At 37.4% G+C, this 17,606-nt stretch carries 16 protein-coding genes; 12 read left to right on the forward strand and 4 right to left on the reverse strand.

Annotated elements, in window-relative coordinates; genetic code table 11:
- Positions 1 to 363: 363 nt before the first annotated feature.
- Positions 364 to 999, reverse strand: a complete 636-nt coding sequence (locus ACOH2D_RS14225) for a Crp/Fnr family transcriptional regulator (RefSeq protein WP_348035444.1) — start codon at positions 997 to 999, stop codon at positions 364 to 366.
- A 144-nt stretch (positions 1,000 to 1,143) separates the two neighbouring features.
- Here ACOH2D_RS14225 and ACOH2D_RS14230 point away from each other — a divergent pair, with 144 nt between their 5' ends.
- From ACOH2D_RS14230 to ACOH2D_RS14285, 12 genes are all read left to right on the forward strand, one after another.
- The gene (locus ACOH2D_RS14230; protein ID WP_449535619.1) at positions 1,144 to 3,519 is read left to right on the forward strand and encodes a heavy metal translocating P-type ATPase; all 2,376 of its coding nucleotides are present in this window, start codon (positions 1,144 to 1,146) and stop codon (positions 3,517 to 3,519) included.
- A 128-nt stretch (positions 3,520 to 3,647) separates the two neighbouring features.
- Positions 3,648 to 3,842 (forward strand): cbb3-type cytochrome oxidase assembly protein CcoS, encoded by a 195-nt coding sequence (ccoS, locus tag ACOH2D_RS14235; protein WP_348035446.1) that lies wholly within the window; start codon positions 3,648 to 3,650, stop codon positions 3,840 to 3,842.
- Between the two features lie 10 nt (positions 3,843 to 3,852).
- Entirely contained in the window at positions 3,853 to 6,036 is a 2,184-nt protein-coding gene (gene ccoN, locus ACOH2D_RS14240) for a cytochrome-c oxidase, cbb3-type subunit I (RefSeq protein ID WP_449535620.1), read from the forward strand.
- Between the two features lie 5 nt (positions 6,037 to 6,041).
- Positions 6,042 to 6,227 carry a CcoQ/FixQ family Cbb3-type cytochrome c oxidase assembly chaperone gene (locus ACOH2D_RS14245; protein WP_348035448.1) on the forward strand — a complete coding sequence of 62 codons (186 nt, stop codon included), beginning with the start codon at positions 6,042 to 6,044 and terminating at the stop codon, positions 6,225 to 6,227.
- Positions 6,224 to 7,114, forward strand: a complete 891-nt coding sequence (locus ACOH2D_RS14250) for a cbb3-type cytochrome c oxidase N-terminal domain-containing protein (protein ID WP_449535621.1) — start codon at positions 6,224 to 6,226, stop codon at positions 7,112 to 7,114. The genes ACOH2D_RS14245 and ACOH2D_RS14250 overlap by 4 nt, the downstream gene beginning before the upstream one ends.
- Positions 7,115 to 7,245: 131 nt before the next feature.
- Positions 7,246 to 8,670: a cytochrome c oxidase accessory protein CcoG gene (ccoG, locus tag ACOH2D_RS14255; protein ID WP_449535622.1), complete on the forward strand. Its 1,425-nt coding sequence runs from the start codon at positions 7,246 to 7,248 to the stop codon at positions 8,668 to 8,670.
- 341 nt (positions 8,671 to 9,011) lie between these two features.
- On the forward strand, positions 9,012 to 9,458 hold the full coding sequence (locus tag ACOH2D_RS14260; protein ID WP_449535623.1) for a FixH family protein: 447 nt from the start codon (positions 9,012 to 9,014) through the stop codon (positions 9,456 to 9,458).
- Positions 9,459 to 10,160, forward strand: a complete 702-nt coding sequence (locus ACOH2D_RS14265) for a sulfite exporter TauE/SafE family protein (protein WP_449535624.1) — start codon at positions 9,459 to 9,461, stop codon at positions 10,158 to 10,160.
- 98 nt (positions 10,161 to 10,258) lie between these two features.
- The gene (locus ACOH2D_RS14270; RefSeq protein ID WP_449535625.1) at positions 10,259 to 10,693 is read left to right on the forward strand and encodes an RrF2 family transcriptional regulator; all 435 of its coding nucleotides are present in this window, start codon (positions 10,259 to 10,261) and stop codon (positions 10,691 to 10,693) included.
- A 100-nt stretch (positions 10,694 to 10,793) separates the two neighbouring features.
- Positions 10,794 to 11,531: an iron-sulfur cluster repair di-iron protein gene (gene ric / locus ACOH2D_RS14275; protein WP_449535626.1), complete on the forward strand. Its 738-nt coding sequence runs from the start codon at positions 10,794 to 10,796 to the stop codon at positions 11,529 to 11,531.
- A gap of 295 nt (positions 11,532 to 11,826) precedes the next feature.
- On the forward strand, positions 11,827 to 13,053 hold the full coding sequence (locus tag ACOH2D_RS14280; protein ID WP_449535627.1) for a hypothetical protein: 1,227 nt from the start codon (positions 11,827 to 11,829) through the stop codon (positions 13,051 to 13,053).
- A complete protein-coding gene (locus tag ACOH2D_RS14285) occupies positions 13,025 to 13,486 on the forward strand; it encodes a hemerythrin domain-containing protein (RefSeq protein WP_348037238.1) in 462 nt (153 codons plus the stop codon). The genes ACOH2D_RS14280 and ACOH2D_RS14285 overlap by 29 nt, the downstream gene beginning before the upstream one ends.
- A 327-nt stretch (positions 13,487 to 13,813) precedes the next feature.
- Here ACOH2D_RS14285 and ACOH2D_RS14290 read toward each other — a convergent pair whose 3' ends face one another.
- From ACOH2D_RS14290 to ACOH2D_RS14300, 3 genes are all read right to left on the reverse strand, one after another.
- Positions 13,814 to 15,814 (reverse strand): TonB-dependent receptor plug domain-containing protein, encoded by a 2,001-nt coding sequence (locus ACOH2D_RS14290; RefSeq protein WP_449535628.1) that lies wholly within the window; start codon positions 15,812 to 15,814, stop codon positions 13,814 to 13,816.
- A gap of 149 nt (positions 15,815 to 15,963) precedes the next feature.
- Positions 15,964 to 16,809, reverse strand: a complete 846-nt coding sequence (locus ACOH2D_RS14295) for a hypothetical protein (RefSeq protein ID WP_449535629.1) — start codon at positions 16,807 to 16,809, stop codon at positions 15,964 to 15,966.
- A 105-nt stretch (positions 16,810 to 16,914) separates the two neighbouring features.
- Positions 16,915 to 17,310, reverse strand: a complete 396-nt coding sequence (locus tag ACOH2D_RS14300) for a hypothetical protein (RefSeq protein ID WP_449535630.1) — start codon at positions 17,308 to 17,310, stop codon at positions 16,915 to 16,917.
- Positions 17,311 to 17,606: the final 296 nt, after the last annotated feature.

A 17,606-nucleotide genomic window follows, 5' to 3' on the forward strand; every position in this document is an offset into this window, starting at 1 on the left:
GTTCAAAAAATACAGCCATTAAGGAATTGAGCACATTAAGGACTTAGTTAATAACGACACAACTTAATCTTCTTAATACCTTAATGATCTTAATGGTTCAAAAAATACAGCCATTAAGGAATTGAGCACATTAAGGACTTAGTTAATAACAACACAATTAATCTTCTTAATACCTTAATGATCTTAATGGTTCAAAAAACTACAGCCATTAAGGAATTGAGGACATTAAGTACTTAGTTAACAACAACACAACTTAATCTTCTTAATACCTTAATGATTCAAAAAAAACTGAATAAAAACTAAAAAACCCTAAGTTATTAAATAGCTTAAGGGTTTTATAGTTTTACAATTTGATACGTTCTTTCACTCGACGCGCTCCAAATCGATTTTATTTTCAATTTTTATCTTTTTGCCTTTAGTAGAAATTAAACCTTCTTTTTTAAACTGAGATAAAATCCTAATCGCCGATTCCGTTGCCGTACCAACAATACTCGCGTAATCTTCACGGGATAGACTGACGCTTAAATAGCCGTCTTCATTTTCTCCAAAAGTATTACCCACATAAATTAAGGTTTCAGCGACGCGTTGCCTTACGGTCTTTTGCGCCATATTGATCAACCCGTCTTCAGCTTCTCGTAAATCCTGGGCCAAATTCTGCAACACATTAAATGAAAACTCTTGATTGGATTTGATATTGCTCAAAATTTGTTCTTTAGGTACAAAGCACATTTCTATGTCATTTAATGCAATCGCACTCAAATGTGTACGTTCGCCACTAATAATTGAGCGCTGGCCAATCAATTGGCCTTTACCCATTAATTTGACCGTATGATCTTTTCCGTTGGAACTCAGTTTCGTCATTTTACAAATTCCTTCTCGGATACAATACACTCCGTTAAGCAATTCATTCTCATTAAAAATAATATCTCCTTTCTTATAGAATCGGTTTGTCTTGCATGCCGTAACTTGTTTAAGTTCCTCTTTAGTTAAAGTTTTCATTGAATTTAACTGACGTGCAATACATTGTTCGCATCTACTCATACCTTATATATTGAGCCGCAAAAGTACGGAAAACATGACAATTATCATAGTTTAACGCGCAATCATTGAGTACGTTTGCGCCAGGTATAAAAGAGCATAATTATGAGATCATCAACTTGTTTCCACTGCGGAGATCCATCTGGTTCATCCGCAATATTTTATGATGACAAATCATTTTGTTGTCAAGGCTGTCAGACGGTTTATGAAATTTTTTCAGAAAACGATCTGACCTGTTACTATGATCTCCAATCTGCCCCAGGAATTACGCCAAAAGACATTCAAGGCAAGTACGACTTCCTCTCGCAACAGAAAATTATTGATAAATTAGTAGAGTTTGATGACGGCAAATCACAAATAGCCACACTTTACATTCCGCAAATACATTGCAGTTCATGCATCTGGCTCCTTGAGAACTTGAATAAGCTCAATAGCCACATTTCGGCATCACAAGTCAATTTTGGCAAGAAAACCGTCCGGATTCAATTCAATTCTCAAAAATACAGCTTAAAGGAAGCGGTTATTCTCCTCAGCTCCATCGGCTATGAACCTTATATTAGTTTAGAAGATTTTTCCACAGGAAAAAATCATGTTAACCGTTCCTTAATCTATAAACTTGCCATTGCTGGATTTGCTTTTGGAAACGTCATGTTTCTCTCCTTTCCGGAATATTTTGAAGTTGGAGAATTTTGGTTGGAACAGTACAAACATTTTTTCAGATGGCTGATGTTCGCCTTTTCGCTGCCGGTAGTTTTTTATTCCTCTCAGGACTATTTCACCTCTGCCTACAAAGGATTACGTGCCAAAACATTGAATATTGACGTGCCCATCGCTTTGGGAATCATCGTCTTGTTTTTACGAAGCACCGTGGATATCATGTTTGATTACGGCTCAGGATTTTTTGACAGTTTAACCGGATTGTTGTTTTTCCTATTGTTGGGGAAATTTTTTCAGCAAAAAACCTATTCCTTTTTATCTTTCGAACGTGACTATAAATCCTATTTCCCTATTGCCATTACCAAAATATCGAAAGATGGCTGCGAGGAACCGATTCAGGTTTATGATATTAAAAAGGGCGACCGATTACTCATCAGAAATGAGGAATTAATTCCCGTAGATGGTATCCTCATTAAAGGAAAAGCCAGAATTGACTATAGCTTTGTCACTGGAGAATCGGACGCGGTCAGCAAAAAATCTGGAGACAAACTTTTTGCAGGCGGCAAACAATCTTCCGGCAGTATTGAAATGGAAGCCTTAAAAAGTGTGGAACAAAGCTATTTGACGCAATTGTGGAGTAACGATGTCTTCAATAAAGTTAAAGAAGATGGCTTTACCACATTGACCAACTTGATCAGTAAACGGTTTACCATTATTGTGTTGAGCATTGCATTTATATCAACCACGTTTTGGTTGTTTGCTGATTCCAGTAAAGCCTTAAACGTCTTTACCTCAGTCTTGATTATTGCCTGTCCATGTGCTATCGCATTAGCAGCGCCATTCACACTTGGCAATATCCTTCGCATTTTTGGCAGACAGAAATTTTACCTGAAAAACGCCACAGTTATTGAACAATTGGCTGCCATCGACACCATCATCTTTGATAAAACCGGAACGATCACTTCCAACAAAGAAAGCACCGCCACTTACGAAGGCAACGCGCTGTCGTCGGCCGAAGAGGTTTTATTGAAAAACACCTTAAGAGGCTCCAATCATCCGCTGAGCCGAACGCTTTATGCACTCTTGGATGAAAATGATATCATTACGCTCGACGAATTTGAAGAGCATTTGGGACAAGGCATTGAGGGCGTGCACCAACAAGATAGCATTAAAATTGGCTCTGCAAACTTTGTAGGAAAGACTAAAACCACAGCGGTTTTGAACACTTCTGTCCATATTAGTACCAACAATGCCTACAAAGGAAAATTCACCTTTTATAATACCTACCGAACCGGATTGTCTCAGTTGTTCAATAAACTGAAAAAAAATTATGCCCTCGCCATTCTTTCTGGAGATAATGAAGGCGAAATGGAGAATCTGAAAAAACTACTTCCTGCGCGAACAAAATTGCTTTTTAATCAAAAGCCTGATGATAAATTGGAGTATATCAAACACCATCAAACGGAAGGCGCAAAAGTATTGATGATTGGCGACGGATTAAATGATGCTGGTGCGTTGGCACAAAGTAATGTGGGAATTGCACTATCAGAGAATGTAAATGTATTTTCCCCAGCTTGTGATGCGATTTTAGATGCAGAAAAACTAAACAACTTAAGTGATTTCATGAGTTTATCCAAATCGGCCATTAAAATCGTAAAATGGAGTTTTGTGTTATCCTTTATGTATAATGTGGTGGGTGTTTCTTTTGCAGTTACCGGACGACTAGAACCTGTTGTTGCGGCCATATTAATGCCATTGAGCTCCATTAGCATCGTTGTTTTTACAACAATTGCCACAAATTGGACCGCGCGAAAATTGAAATAAAAATAATAACATGGATTTTCATCTGTTTAGAACCGTTTTAGATAGCAGGGAAAAACATGAAAACATGATAAATGTCATAAAATAATAAATGTACCAAATGTACTTTTGGGCCATAACTTCTAATAGGTATGAGTGTTATATATTTACTACTGAGTCTCAGCATTTTAGTTGCTGTCGTATTTTTTGTTGCCTTCATTATGGCGGTAAGAAACGGACAATATGATGACAGCTATACACCTTCTGTTCGTATGCTTTTTGAAGACGAATTAATATCAGAAAAACCAAAAAAAGAAAAATCATCAAAACTAACTAATCAAGAATAATTTTTTTACTATGGAAATGCAACAATTTTATTACGATAACAAGATCGTCAAAAAATTCGTTTACGCCACCTTGTTTTGGGGCGTAATAGGCATGGTTGTAGGGCTGTTACTAGCCTTTCTGTTTCTTTTCCCTAACCTTACCGATGGCATTTCATGGTTGAGTTTTGGACGATTGAGACCTTTACACACCAATGCCGTTATTTTTGCTTTTGTGGGTAACGCCATCTTTGCGGGTGTTTATTACTCCACACAGCGTTTATTAAAAGCCAGGATGTCCAGTGATATTTTGAGTAACATCAACTTCTGGGGATGGCAATTAATTATTGTTGCAGCGGCAATTACGCTTCCTTTAGGGTTTACATCATCCAAGGAATATGCTGAATTAGAGTGGCCAATTGATATCGCAATTGCGGTTGTTTGGGTTGTTTTTGGTTGGAACCTTATTGCTACCATATTAAAAAGAAGACAGCGTCATTTATATGTAGCCATCTGGTTTTACATTGCCACTTTTGTTACGGTAGCCGTCCTTCATATTTTCAATAGTTTAGCACTTCCTGTCAGCGCTTTTAAAAGCTACTCGGTTTATGCAGGGGTTCAGGATGCCTTGGTGCAATGGTGGTATGGCCATAACGCCGTAGCGTTTTTCTTGACCACACCGTTCTTAGGTTTGATGTATTACTTTGTACCTAAAGCAGCGAACCGACCTGTTTATTCTTACAGACTTTCTATTGTTCACTTTTGGTCCCTGATCTTTATTTATATCTGGGCAGGACCACACCACTTATTATATACCGCATTACCAGAATGGGCACAAAATTTAGGGGTCGCCTTCTCCATCATGTTATTGATGCCTTCTTGGGGAGGGATGATCAACGGATTGTTAACACTTCGTGGTGCTTGGGATAAAGTAAGAACTGACCCTGTTTTAAAATTCATGGTTGTTGCGATTACAGGTTATGGTATGGCAACGTTTGAAGGTCCAATGTTATCGTTGAAAAACGTAAATGCTATTGCACACTTTACCGACTGGATTATTGCACACGTACACGTTGCAGCGTTGGCCTGGAACGGGTTCTTAGCCTTTGGTATGATCTATTGGTTAATCCCGCGATTGACCAAATCAAAACTTTATTCTGTAGGTTTGGCCAATCTTCATTTTTGGATCGGAACCTTAGGAATCATTATGTATGCATTGCCATTGTACGTTGCTGGTTTTACCCAGGCGAGTATGTGGAAACAATTCAATCCTGACGGCACCTTGGTATATGGTAACTTTTTAGAAACCGTTACCGAAATTATGCCAATGTATTGGATGAGAGCTATTGGTGGTACTTTATTCATCACAGGTACGCTGGTCATGGTTTATAACATTATCCAAACCGTAAGAAAAGGTAGCGAAGTTACTGACGAACTAGCAGAAGCTCCTGCATTAGAACGTGTTTCTAAAAGACGTGTTGCTGGAGAGCACTGGCACAGCTGGTTGGAGCGTAGACCTGTACAATTAACTATTGGGGCAACTATTGCTATCCTTATTGGTGGTATCGTTCAAATTATACCTACCATCATGGTAAAATCAAACATCCCAACCATTACAAGCGTAAAACCCTATACGCCTTTGGAACTTGAAGGTAGAGATTTATATATTCGTGAAGGTTGCGTCGGCTGTCACTCTCAAATGGTAAGACCATTTAGAGATGAAGTAGAGCGTTACGGTGAATTTTCAAAAGCTGGAGAATTTGTTTACGACCACCCATTCCTTTGGGGAAGTAAACGTACGGGACCAGACTTGCATAGAATTGGTGGAAAATATTCGGACAGCTGGCACTTTAACCACATGTATGATCCTCAAAGTACGTCATCTGGATCCATTATGCCTGCTTACAAATGGCTAATTACGGATGAATTGGACAAATCCAATACGGAAACCAAATTAAGAACAATGGTCACGTTGGGTGTTCCTTATACTGAGGAAGACATTGCCAATGCACAACAAAGCATGGCCGAACAAGGTGCTAAAATTGAACAGAATCTTTATTCTGATCCAGACTTTGTAAGATCTTACGAAGCCGATAAACAAAGCGGTGGCGCTAACTTCGTAGAAATGCGAAATCGTGAAATCGTAGCAATTATCGCCTATTTACAGCGTCTTGGAACGGATATTAAAGTTAAAGATTTAGAAACCACACAAAACTAACCATCATGCTGAAATTTGTAAAAAACCATATGGAAAGTATCGCGGGTATAGAAATATACCCGATAATTTCCTTGCTTATATTTTTCCTCTTTTTCGCAGGCCTTTTTTACTGGGTATTAACTGCAAAAAAAGAATATATAGATAGAATGAGTGATATTCCTTTAGATAACGAAAACGAAACATTATTATGAGAAATTTAATTCCTTCATACGTAAGGGTACCATTGATATTCTTCATCATCTGGGGTCTTATTGAGCTATTTGTGGGCAAGCCTCATGAACCAGCGTTTATGAACCATCCCATGATCATAGTGTTTTTGGTCTTGGTATTGCTCTTGATCGTCGCTATTGAAGCGATTGTTGTGGCCTTGGAAAATGTGATGTTCCAAAGTTTGGACGAAACTGCCAAAGCCAAATACCTCGCTCAAAAAACAGCGACGCCAAAAATTGTGGAATGGGTTAAGAAAACCTATATAAAAATGTTAGGTGCCAAGCCTATTGAAAAAGAAGGCGAAATTATTTTGGACCATGAATATGATGGCATTAGAGAATTGGACAATGATCTTCCACCATGGTGGCGCTATGGCTTTTACGCCTCTATTGTTTTCGCTGCGGTTTATTTGATACGTTTTCATGTATTTAATGGCGAAAATCAATATGAAGAACTACAGTCTACTTTAGAACTCGCTAAAGTGGAATTGGAAGAATATAAAAAGACGGCCAAAGATTTAGTTGACTTTGACTCGGTAACGCTTTTAACCGATCCTGCTGATTTAGCAACCGGAAAAGCTATTTATGACGCCAACTGTGTGGCCTGTCATATGCCCGATGGTGGCGGTGGTATTGGTCCTAACCTAACCGATGATCATTGGATTTTGGGTGGTGGTATCAAAAACGTCTTCCATACCGTTAGTGAAGGTGGCCGTAGTGGTAAGGGTATGATTGCTTGGAAAACAATGTTAAAACCAGTTGAAATAGCTCAGGTATCAAGCTATCTATTGACTTTTCAAGGCACAACACCAGCAAACCCAAAGGAAGCTGAAGGTGATGTTTGGGTAGATAAAGATGCAGCACAATAACAGCTGTAACAGCAATCATTGAAAGCCAAAAAACTTCAATGATTGCTGTTAAAAATAACAGCTTGCAAAATTTAAATTTCTCTTTTTTTTAAAGAGCTTATCCGCAGGATAAAACATTAAAATTAAACATCGTGGAAACACCAGATAACGAAAGCTTTAGAGATTCCATAGGAACACTTACCGAAGACGGTGCGCGCAAATGGGTATTTCCAAAGAAACCTAGTGGAAAATATTGGGATTACCGTAAGTTAGTGAGCTATGTGCTTTTGGCTTTTTTACTGTTGGCGCCTTTTGTAAAAATAAACGGCAACCAGTTTTTAATGTTCAACATTTTAGAACGTCGTTTTAATATTTTTGGCTTTCCTTTTTGGCCTCAGGATTTTTACCTTTTTGTGCTTTCAATGTTGATTGGCGTTATTTTTATCGCCCTATTTACGGTTGCCTTCGGTCGTATTTTCTGCGGATGGATTTGTCCTCAGACTATTTTTATGGAGATGGTTTTCAGACGTGTTGAATTTTGGATAGATGGCGATAGAGGCGCTCAAATGCGTTTGGACCGACAGGAATGGAATGCTGAAAAAATCAGGAAACGCGTCACGAAATGGTTTATATTTTTAGTCATTTCATTCATAATTGCCAATGTGTTTTTGGCTTATTTGATTGGTTCGGACAAAGTGATTCAGTACATCATGGAAGGTCCTTTTGAGCACATAAGTACTTTGATTTCCTTATTGATTTTTACGGCAGTATTTTACTTTGTATTTGCTTGGTTTAGAGAGCAAGTATGTATTATTGCTTGTCCTTATGGCCGACTTCAAGGCGTATTGCTCGACAATAAATCGATCGTAGTCGCTTATGACCATAAACGTGGAGAAGGCGAAAATGGCCGTAAAAAATTCCGCAAGAACGAAGATCGCGAAGCCCTCGGCTTTGGAGATTGTATTGATTGCTTCCAATGTGTCAATGTATGCCCTACAGGTATCGACATCAGAAACGGTACACAATTGGAATGTGTCAATTGTACGGCTTGTATTGATGAATGCGACCATATCATGGAAAGCATCAATTTACCGAAAGGTTTGATTCGCTATGCCAGTGAGGAAAACATTGAATTGAAGAAGAAATTTGAGTTCACACCACGACTTAAAGGCTATAGTGCCGTATTATTGATTCTTGTTGGCGTTCTAATAGGAATGCTATTATTGAGAAACGATGTGGAAGCGCGCGTTTTAAGATTGCCAGGTCAGTTATATGAGCACAAGGATAACAACATTATTAGTAATGTGTTTACTTATAAACTGATCAATAAAACGACAAAGGATATTGAAAATGTGAGTTTCAAGCTCCGAAAGAAAGTGGGCGAGATAAAAATGGTGTCCTCTGAAAAAACCTTTGTTGTTCCAGCTCAAGGCATGGCAGAAGGGACATTGTTTATTGAATTGCCGCAAAGCGAATTGAGTGGCGACAAGAATAGTTTAATGATTGAGGTGTATAGTGGAGAGAATTTGATTGAAACAACGTCGGTCAACTTTTTAGGACCGCGGAGTTATAAATAGGTTGAAAATCAAGTTGAAGTTCAAGTTGAAATTCAAGTTGAATCAGAATGTTACTGAAAAAATTTGAAAAACAATAAGTATTGACTGAAAAACATATTCCTGCCTTCGCAGGAATCTGAGCGACTAACCTGCAAGGTTTTCAAAACCTGGCTGGTTTGAAAAGAATTTCTCATTAAAAAAAGACTTTCTTCAAAGTTGTCTACCCGTCCGTAGCTTTAGTGAAGGCGGGAAATTGAAGTTGAGGTTTAGAGAAAAGAAGTATTACTGAAAATAGAGATTCCTGCCTTTGCAGGAATGAATAAGATTTCCTCCTTCGAGGGAATGACAAAATAAATTTTGCAATGAAAATCAATTGGGGAACAGGAATCGTATTGGCATTTATCGGCTTTATAAGCTTTATAATGTATTTCGTCATAGCCATGAGCACCAATAAAAAGATTGAATCTGACTTGGTCACAGAAAACTACTATGGTCAGGAATTGGAGTTTGAAAACGATCTTACCAAACAAAAAAACGCTCAAAAATTAAAAGAAAATATTACATGGCAACATGCTCAGGACGGATTGATTCTAACCTTTCCAACGGACATGAATCCATCAGAAATAACAGGAAAAGTGTTCCTATATAGACCATCTAATAAACAATTAGACTTTGAAAGTTCCATTTCATTGTCTGAACATAATTTGCTCATACCTGACAAACGTTTGTTAGATGGTCGTTGGAACATTAAAGTAGATTGGCAATATAAAGGAAATTCCTATGTCTACAAAAAAGAAATCGTGTATTAGATGCTTTGGTCAGCGGTCATATTTGGAATATTAGGAAGTTTTCATTGCGTGGGCATGTGCGGACCGATTGCATTTATGTTACCTGTTGACCGCACCAATTCCACCAAAAAGGTATTCCAAATTTTCACCTATCACTTCGGAAGGATTTTAGCTTACAGTATCATCGGTCTTGTTTTTGGCTTGGTCGGGAAAAGTCTTTATATTTTCGGTTTACAACAACAACTCTCCATTGGTATTGGGATTTTGATGATTGTGGTGGTGCTGACTCCTACCAAAATATTCAACAAATACAATTTTTCAAAACCTATTTACAAGCTCATTTCTAAAGTAAAATCAGCTTTGGGACAAGCGTTTAAGAAAAAAACGGCTGACACTTTTTTAACCATCGGCTTTCTTAACGGATTCTTGCCGTGTGGTCTGGTATATATGGCCGTTTTTGCATCTTTAGCTATGGAAGGCGCGCTCAAAGGTAGTTTATACATGGCTTTGTTTGGGATAGGCACCATTCCATTAATGACCTCAGCCATCTATCTCGGCAAATTTTTGAACGCCACCATAAAACAACGCATTCAAAAAGCCATTCCGATATTTGTAGTGATCATCGGCCTATTATTTATTGTCAGAGGCTTAGGCCTTGGCATTCCTTACCTCTCTCCTGCTCCAGTTACGGATATGGTCAATGGCGTCATCGATTGTGACTAAATCCTCAATTTTAACAAAATCATAAGAAATTTTAATACGGATAACTTTGTCCTAATTGAAAGTTATACTTATATTTGTCCAAACCAAATAACCCTCTTATGTTTTCAAAAGCTTGCGAATACGGTATCAAAGCATCTATTTATGTAGCCCTAAACTCATATGATGGACAACGCGTAAGTCTTAAAGAGATTGCCAAGGAAATTAATTCGCCAGAAGCATTTACGGCCAAGATTCTTCAGGATTTAGTGCGCAACAAAATCATAAACTCCGTAAAAGGCGCTTATGGTGGCTTTGAAATCGAGAAAGAAAATATCAGCTCTATCAAACTCGCTCAAATTGTAAATGCCATTGATGGCGATAGTATTTACCATGGCTGTGGATTAGGTTTGGACGTGTGCGATGCTAACCATCCGTGCCCTGTGCATGATCAATTTATTGCGATTCGCAACGAACTAAAACATATGTTAGAAACCACTAATCTTGAGCAATTGGCAATAGACATCAAGTCTGGCGCCTCATTCTTAAAAATATAAAAAAATTTGAATTTAAATAGGACAAAAGTGTCCGCAATAATAATTGTCTAATTAATTAAAGACCCGAAAAAACCCTCTTTTTAGAGGATGGGATAAATTTATGGAAACATTACATAAAGATTCACAAAAACACATCGGTCAATTTGTGGCTGAAGATTTTAGAACCGCTGCTGTATTCTCTAGCTATGGCATTGACTTTTGTTGTAAAGGCGAAAGATCAGTGGAAGAAGTTTGCAAAAAAAATAATATTGAAGTCGATGAATTATTGGATAAACTTCATGCTGTTGTATCCTCTACTAGTCAACAATCCATTGACTATAAATCATGGCCACTTGATTTATTGGCAGAATATATTGAGAAAAAACACCACCGTTATGTTGAAGAGAAAACGCCGGTAATACGTCAGTTTTTAGATAAATTATGTAAAGTTCATGGACAAAGACATCCTGAACTTTTAGAAATCACAGCGCTTTTCATTGGTTGTGCAAAAGATATGGCATCGCATATGAAAAAAGAAGAGCTGATCCTCTTCCCTTTCATCAAACGAATGGTCAAAGCACAATTAGAAGGGACCAGTATTGAGTCGCCACAATTTGCAACGGTTGAAAATCCAATTGAAATGATGAAACACGATCATGAAGCCGAAGGCGATCGTTTCAGAAAAATTGTGGAGCTGACCAACAATTACACGCCTCCTGCCGATGCTTGTAACACCTACAAAGTAACCTTTGCCATGTTAGACGAATTTGAGAAAGATTTACATCTCCATATTCATTTAGAAAATAATATCTTGTTTCCAGAAGCGATAAAATTAGAAAAAACGCTTAGTAAAAAATAGTTTTGATTGTTGAAGTTACACTTCCCATGTGTTACTTAAACTACTGTTGCACCCTTATCCTACTTTGAGGAATAACCAAGCATCAGTGGGATAAGATACTTTGGGAAGTGTTCTTTTTTTGATTATAAGACAACACAAAGAGAAAATTCGCTAAACAAAACCCATATTTAAATTCCGGTTTTATAAAATAAATCACGTGGGATATTATCTTTGTAGGAATACATTAAATGTATCAATCCTTATTATTCACTAGTAATATCTTTAAGTTTGTCCTTAGGTCAGTAAAACTTCTTAAATGCAGAAAAAACTTGTTATTGTATGTCTGATCAACTTTTTGGTCGCGGCCTTAATGGGTTTGATGTTACGGTATGGTTTTGTGCTCCCGCTTCATGAGTTTATAAAACCGCTTCCATTTCAATTCAGAAACCTCATGCATGCCCATTCACATGGTGCCATGTTGGGTTGGGTTTACCTGATGTTGTATGTCCTAATTATCCATCATTTTATTCCAGAGAAAAAATCTGTTTATAACCGTTTGTTTTGGCTGACGGAAATCGCCGTTATAGGCATGATGGTCAGTTTTCCATTGCAAGGTTATGCCGCTATTTCCATTAGCTTTTCAACCTTACACATCATTTGCAGCTATCTTTTTATCAGATTGGTCTGGAAACATCAAAAAGTAGCGTCCAAACCGATCCGATTATTACTGAAAGCCTCCTTAATTTTTATGTTCGTTTCTACCATTGGTATTTGGTGCTTAGGTCCAGCCGCTGCAATATTGGGCATAGATTCTGCATTTTTTCAAATCGCCATTCAGTTTTTCTTGCATTTTCAGTTTAATGGTTGGTTTTTGTTTGCCGTTTTGGCGGTGTTCTTACACCGATTTCCAATTGAAAACACCCCACAATTTCAAATGTTTTTTAAAACACTTATTGGTGGTACCATCTTAACCTTCGCCTTACCTGTAAGCTGGTTTGCATTTCATCCCCTATTGCTTTGGATAAATGGTTTTGGCGTTTTATTACAGCTTTGGGCAGGCTATTGTTTTATAGTGTTGCTCCGTCCGCATTGGGCAGAATTTTGGAGCAAAACCTTAACCTTAGCCAAATGGATGTATGGCTTAGCGCTCTTCTCTTTCGGATTGAAAATAGCGCTGCAAACAAGCTCTATACTCCCTGAAGTGTCCGCGATGGCGTATCAGTATCATAATTTTGTGATCGGTTTCATCCACTTGATGATGTTGGGTGTGATTTCAGGTTTTCTATTTGCTTTTCTATTAGAATCATCATTAGTATTTTTAAAGAGCAAGATCTTAAAATTAGGGGTCTATAGTTTTATTGTTGGCTTCATTGCTACCGAATTTATATTGCTCCTTCAAGGTCTTTTTTACTATTTTGCCCTAGGGATGATCCCAAACTACTATTTAGTATTATTCCTATTTAGTATTCTCTTGCCTTTGGGCCTTTTATTCATTTTTATAAACATTTTAAATCATGGAACCAAAACCGTTAAAACGACATAAAGCCCTTCAACCCTTCAGCAGAGAACATCATCATGGCCTCCTGCTTTCATGGAAGATCAGAAGTGGGTTCAGCAAAAACATTGAATTGGAGCGCATCAAAACCTATGCAGATTGGTTTTTTGAAAATCATTTGATTCCGCATTTTGAACTTGAAGAAGCGCATATATTTCCGCTTTTAGAGGCCGATAATGAGTTAGTAAAACGCGCTTTGGCCGATCATATAAGTTTAAAACGCTTATTTAATGACTCCAAAGACCTTGAGAAATCCTTGCACCAAATAGAAAAAGAATTAGAGGAACACATCCGCTTTGAAGAACGGATCCTTTTTCCTGAAATTCAAAAAAACGCTACGGAAGAACAATTAGCACTCATTGCAGATATTCATGATGAAGAAGGCTTTGAGGATAATGTGGAAGATCAATTCTGGAAATAAATACAGGTTTTATCAATACGAGCCTAAGTGGTTAACCTTCCAATTTGAGACACGAATTTCACTAATTAGCACGAATAAATGGGGCTAGATCTTTTATGTTCACGAATTTTCAAACATTTTAAATTTTGAATAACCTCCAGCTTTAGCTGGAGGTATAATAAAACAAAAATGAAAGGGCTTTAGCCCAAACTTACCTCTCAAGGTGTTTGGGCTAAAGCCCTTTCGCTCTTCTTACCTCCTAACCCCGAGCTAAAGCTCGGGGCTATTCAGAGGCGTTTCAACGTAAGTTCTTATTACCAAAACGAAGCTAAAGGACTGACATTCAAATCAATATAAAACATAAGACGCATTTACATAAAAATTTCGTCCTTTTCTTGGAATGTTTCTCCAATCGGCATAGCTTGAATAATTGGAGTCGAGAATGTTCTCAATACCATATTTCAAGACAAATATATGATTATCCACATTGAATTGATTTCCAAGATTAAGGTTTAAAACGGCATAGGACGGCGTTTCATCTTCGCCATAAAAGCTACTATACTGACTTTGGTTGCCATTTCCTTCTAACTGAATGGCGGCGTTAAATTTAGGTCTTGAATAGTTGACTTCGGCTAAATAAGATAATGGTTTTATTAAAGGTAAATTCTCATTATTGCTGCCTTTACCGTAGTTGTAACCAAGCGTTCCATTGATTGAAAAGGAATTTGAAAGCTTGTAGGAGGAGTTCACGTACACATCAAAAATGGTCGCATGTGAGAGTGTACTGTACAAACGCACTCCATTGGCACCAATGGTCATTGGACTCAGCGTTTGATCAATGGTGCCAATAATATAATCCATAATATGGAAATAGGAAGTTTCCAGTCCAACGTGGAAATTGCCACTATGATAATTGGCTTGTAAATTGACTTCAAATGCCTTTTCATTGTTTAAGGTCGGATTTCCGATATAATCGTAATTGTCAAAACTATTGAACAGGAAAAAGCCGTAGCCTTCACTTACTGAAGGTGCTCTTTCGCCATATCCTCCACCAATAGTCATATCAAAATGGTTCTTTTTAAATTGATAATCGGCCGTAAAACTAGATAAGAATCTGTTTTTTGTGGCGCCGATTTCTGGATGGAAAATTTGCAAACTCTCCAATCCCGTTAGAAGAGCAATTTCGTTCTGATGAAATCCAAATCTAGCGGAAGCAGAAAGCGTTTCATTTTCATTAAAGGCATACACATCCTTCCCATAAATCCCAGAATATAAGGTCCTGATATCTGGCCACGTGTACATAAACATATCGGTTTCATTAGGATCGTTTGGGTACATGGTCATCTCTGCCAACGACCGATTATAAAATCCGTTGACATTCACTAAAAATTGATGTTTGTCTGCTGTCATCAAAGCTTTGCTATAAAAGCCATAAGTATCACTCCAACCCGGCATATCCATGCGGATGGGCACAATTGGACGCTTTGTATCATCCATAACGTGTGTAATCGTGTTGAAATACAGTTTAGATTCTAACGACTTTATAAAAGTGGAATCATTGGTATAATGATGCGTTACGGAGGTAATCAATGCTTCGGCAAGTGATACATCCATCGTTAATCCTGGATAACCCACATCCGTAGCTTTGTCATAAATAATATTAGCATCAAAGGAATGCTGATCGTTGAGTTTATAACCGCCTTGTAGGGAAACGTTATATTTCTGAAATTGTGAGTACAACACCTCTTTACTATCTCCAGCATCATAATTGTCTGACTTTCGATAAATTCCATCGGCTTTAATATAAAATTTACTGCCAGAATATTCAAGGTCCAAACCACCGACTCTGTAGTTGCCATTGGTTTCGTATCCTAAATCGACACTGGTTTTTAAACCCGATTGGAAATATTTAGAGTTGGGCAATTTTAAATCGATGCCACCACCAATGGTATGTCCGTTTTCTGATCCTGATTGTCCTGAACCTACACTTACTTTTTGCAAGTTGGACACATCTACATACGACGTTATCGGATCCATCTTATCTGTACAGGCACCAAAAATCTGCATCCCATCAATGGTCACATTCAATCGTTCACTATTCATATTGTTCATTGAGGGTTCCCAAGCGTAATTTCCACGTTTGATCATGGTAATTTTATTGGACTTTTCTAAATAATCATCAATGCTAGACAAGGTTTTCTCCTGTCGGTAATTACTTAATTTTCGTCGGCCAACCACCGTGATTTCGTCTAATTTGGTCGTGTCCTTTTCAATTTTACTTCCTTCTTCCTGGGAATACACCATTCCACTTATAAAAAAGCAAAATATACCTATAATGAATTGTTTCATTGATGATGTTATTGGATCTGTCAACTTGAGTGTAGTCGCTATTATATACCTTTTAGGTCAGAATAATTTCGCCTGCCTGTCCGCAGACAGACGAAATTCTGAACCTTCAAAAGTGACAGAATGTTAGAATTTTTGACTAAAAGGTTGGATTAGAAATCAAGTTCTAAGTAGAGCGAGCTTTTTGTATGGTCTTCAGTAATAGCTTCTCCTTTTAGGATGTCGCCAGCACTATTCAACAATTTTAGATTGAGCACCCAATAGCCACTCATGGTTAAAGATAAGTCGCCATTATACGTTTTGTCGGCAGCATTATAAGTCAAATCCTTATTGTTTGGCGAACTGTGATTCCCCATTCCTGGCATGCGTGGATCCAAGGTGATTTTATAGTCTGGAACACTAGGAAAAGACATCATGGTTTGCATTTTAAACAAGCCGACTTTCATTTTATTGACCGCTATTTTAGGCATCTTCGGCTCTATCAAAGCCAACACATATTTCGTACCATCTTCACCCATAAAACTGGTTACGTTTTGGTTATTGTTTTGTGTTACGACAATATCTGAACTTGCAGAATAAGCGACGCCATTAATAGAATAATCAATTTTTAAAGACCATCCTGAGCCATCCAAATTGGCCATTTGATAAATGATAAATCCATCATAAACAGTGGTTTTACCAACCGCTTTTGAAATTTCTGATTTTGGACAGGAATGATCCATCGTTGCCATTTTCATCATGGGCATCCATGATAAGGATGCATTCTCTACAAAATCGTTTGTTGTATTATCTTTTATTCTAATGCTGATACTATTATAACCCGTTTTGAAATTCCCCGTTGCATTAAATAATTCGAGAGTATGAGTGGCATTAGTCAGGTCTTGAATTTTTTTAAGCCCTTCGACTTCGTTTAAGACTTCATCTGAATCGTCATTGGTTGAACATGATAATGTAAATAAAGAGATAAACAGAATTGGAATGATATATTTTAGTTTCATTTTTAGTTGTTTTTGAGTTTGAAATACGTGCAAACACCTTTCGCTCACTTAATTAAATAAGCCAGGAAAAAAAAGGAAAAACCATGAGGTTTATTGTTCGAAAAACTAACTAAAATTGGGAGGAGGCGTATCGATGTCTTGATACTGAATAATAACACGTTGTAAGTATCCAAAAGAGTTGTTTTGGATGGTAGCGACACTATTATTTGGAGTTTCTACTACCTCAATATCAAACAGACAAAAAACATCTAAAGACATACGTCTGGTCTCTTGCGCTGGTACATCGGTATTTGATTCTGGCGTACTCTGCTTCAACTGTTTGGTCAACTGGCATTTTCCGTTACAGCCTTGTTGATTATCTTTTTGAATACAAAAGTTTTTTGCTATGACCGCTTGATTCGCCACAAAATCACCAATAATAACAAGAGTATTGATATTATGTGCGAATAATATTAATACCAATATAAAGGCAGTGATTTTATGTGCAAGGGTTGCGATCATACTACAAATTTACGCATACTATTCATCATTATAGTTGATAATTATCAGAATTCATTTTTAATCTAAATCATTGTTGTCCGATTAAAGTTGCGTTGATCTTCAAAGAATACTGATCAATAAAGTTCTTTCAACGTTTTTAATCCTAACCTCCTTCATTTCTCGGTTTTTGGAAACTATCTCTGAAACATCATAATCCATTCTAATTATGAATTTTACAGCCCATATTTTCAATTAATTACGTGCTTAGTCTTTGTTCTTGGTTCTATCAGCGGAGCGGTCTTAATTCTTTTCCGGAC

This window comes from Gelidibacter sp. (assembly GCF_053579655.1).

What these genes read in the sequence shown, in the direction of transcription:
- ACOH2D_RS14225 (WP_348035444.1), bottom strand. Translation starts at nt 999, where the DNA reads ATGAAAACTTTAACTAAAGAGGAACTTAAACAAGTTACGGCATGCAAG.
- ACOH2D_RS14230 (WP_449535619.1), top strand. Translation starts at nt 1,144, where the DNA reads ATGAGATCATCAACTTGTTTCCACTGCGGAGATCCATCTGGTTCATCC.
- ccoS (WP_348035446.1), top strand. Translation starts at nt 3,648, where the DNA reads ATGAGTGTTATATATTTACTACTGAGTCTCAGCATTTTAGTTGCTGTC.
- ccoN (WP_449535620.1), top strand. Translation starts at nt 3,853, where the DNA reads ATGGAAATGCAACAATTTTATTACGATAACAAGATCGTCAAAAAATTC.
- ACOH2D_RS14245 (WP_348035448.1), top strand. Translation starts at nt 6,042, where the DNA reads ATGCTGAAATTTGTAAAAAACCATATGGAAAGTATCGCGGGTATAGAA.
- ACOH2D_RS14250 (WP_449535621.1), top strand. Translation starts at nt 6,224, where the DNA reads ATGAGAAATTTAATTCCTTCATACGTAAGGGTACCATTGATATTCTTC.
- ACOH2D_RS14260 (WP_449535623.1), top strand. Translation starts at nt 9,012, where the DNA reads ATGAAAATCAATTGGGGAACAGGAATCGTATTGGCATTTATCGGCTTT.
- ACOH2D_RS14265 (WP_449535624.1), top strand. Translation starts at nt 9,459, where the DNA reads ATGCTTTGGTCAGCGGTCATATTTGGAATATTAGGAAGTTTTCATTGC.
- ACOH2D_RS14270 (WP_449535625.1), top strand. Translation starts at nt 10,259, where the DNA reads ATGTTTTCAAAAGCTTGCGAATACGGTATCAAAGCATCTATTTATGTA.
- ric (WP_449535626.1), top strand. Translation starts at nt 10,794, where the DNA reads ATGGAAACATTACATAAAGATTCACAAAAACACATCGGTCAATTTGTG.
- ACOH2D_RS14280 (WP_449535627.1), top strand. Translation starts at nt 11,827, where the DNA reads ATGCAGAAAAAACTTGTTATTGTATGTCTGATCAACTTTTTGGTCGCG.
- ACOH2D_RS14285 (WP_348037238.1), top strand. Translation starts at nt 13,025, where the DNA reads ATGGAACCAAAACCGTTAAAACGACATAAAGCCCTTCAACCCTTCAGC.
- ACOH2D_RS14290 (WP_449535628.1), bottom strand. Translation starts at nt 15,814, where the DNA reads ATGAAACAATTCATTATAGGTATATTTTGCTTTTTTATAAGTGGAATG.
- ACOH2D_RS14295 (WP_449535629.1), bottom strand. Translation starts at nt 16,809, where the DNA reads ATGAAACTAAAATATATCATTCCAATTCTGTTTATCTCTTTATTTACA.
- ACOH2D_RS14300 (WP_449535630.1), bottom strand. Translation starts at nt 17,310, where the DNA reads ATGATCGCAACCCTTGCACATAAAATCACTGCCTTTATATTGGTATTA.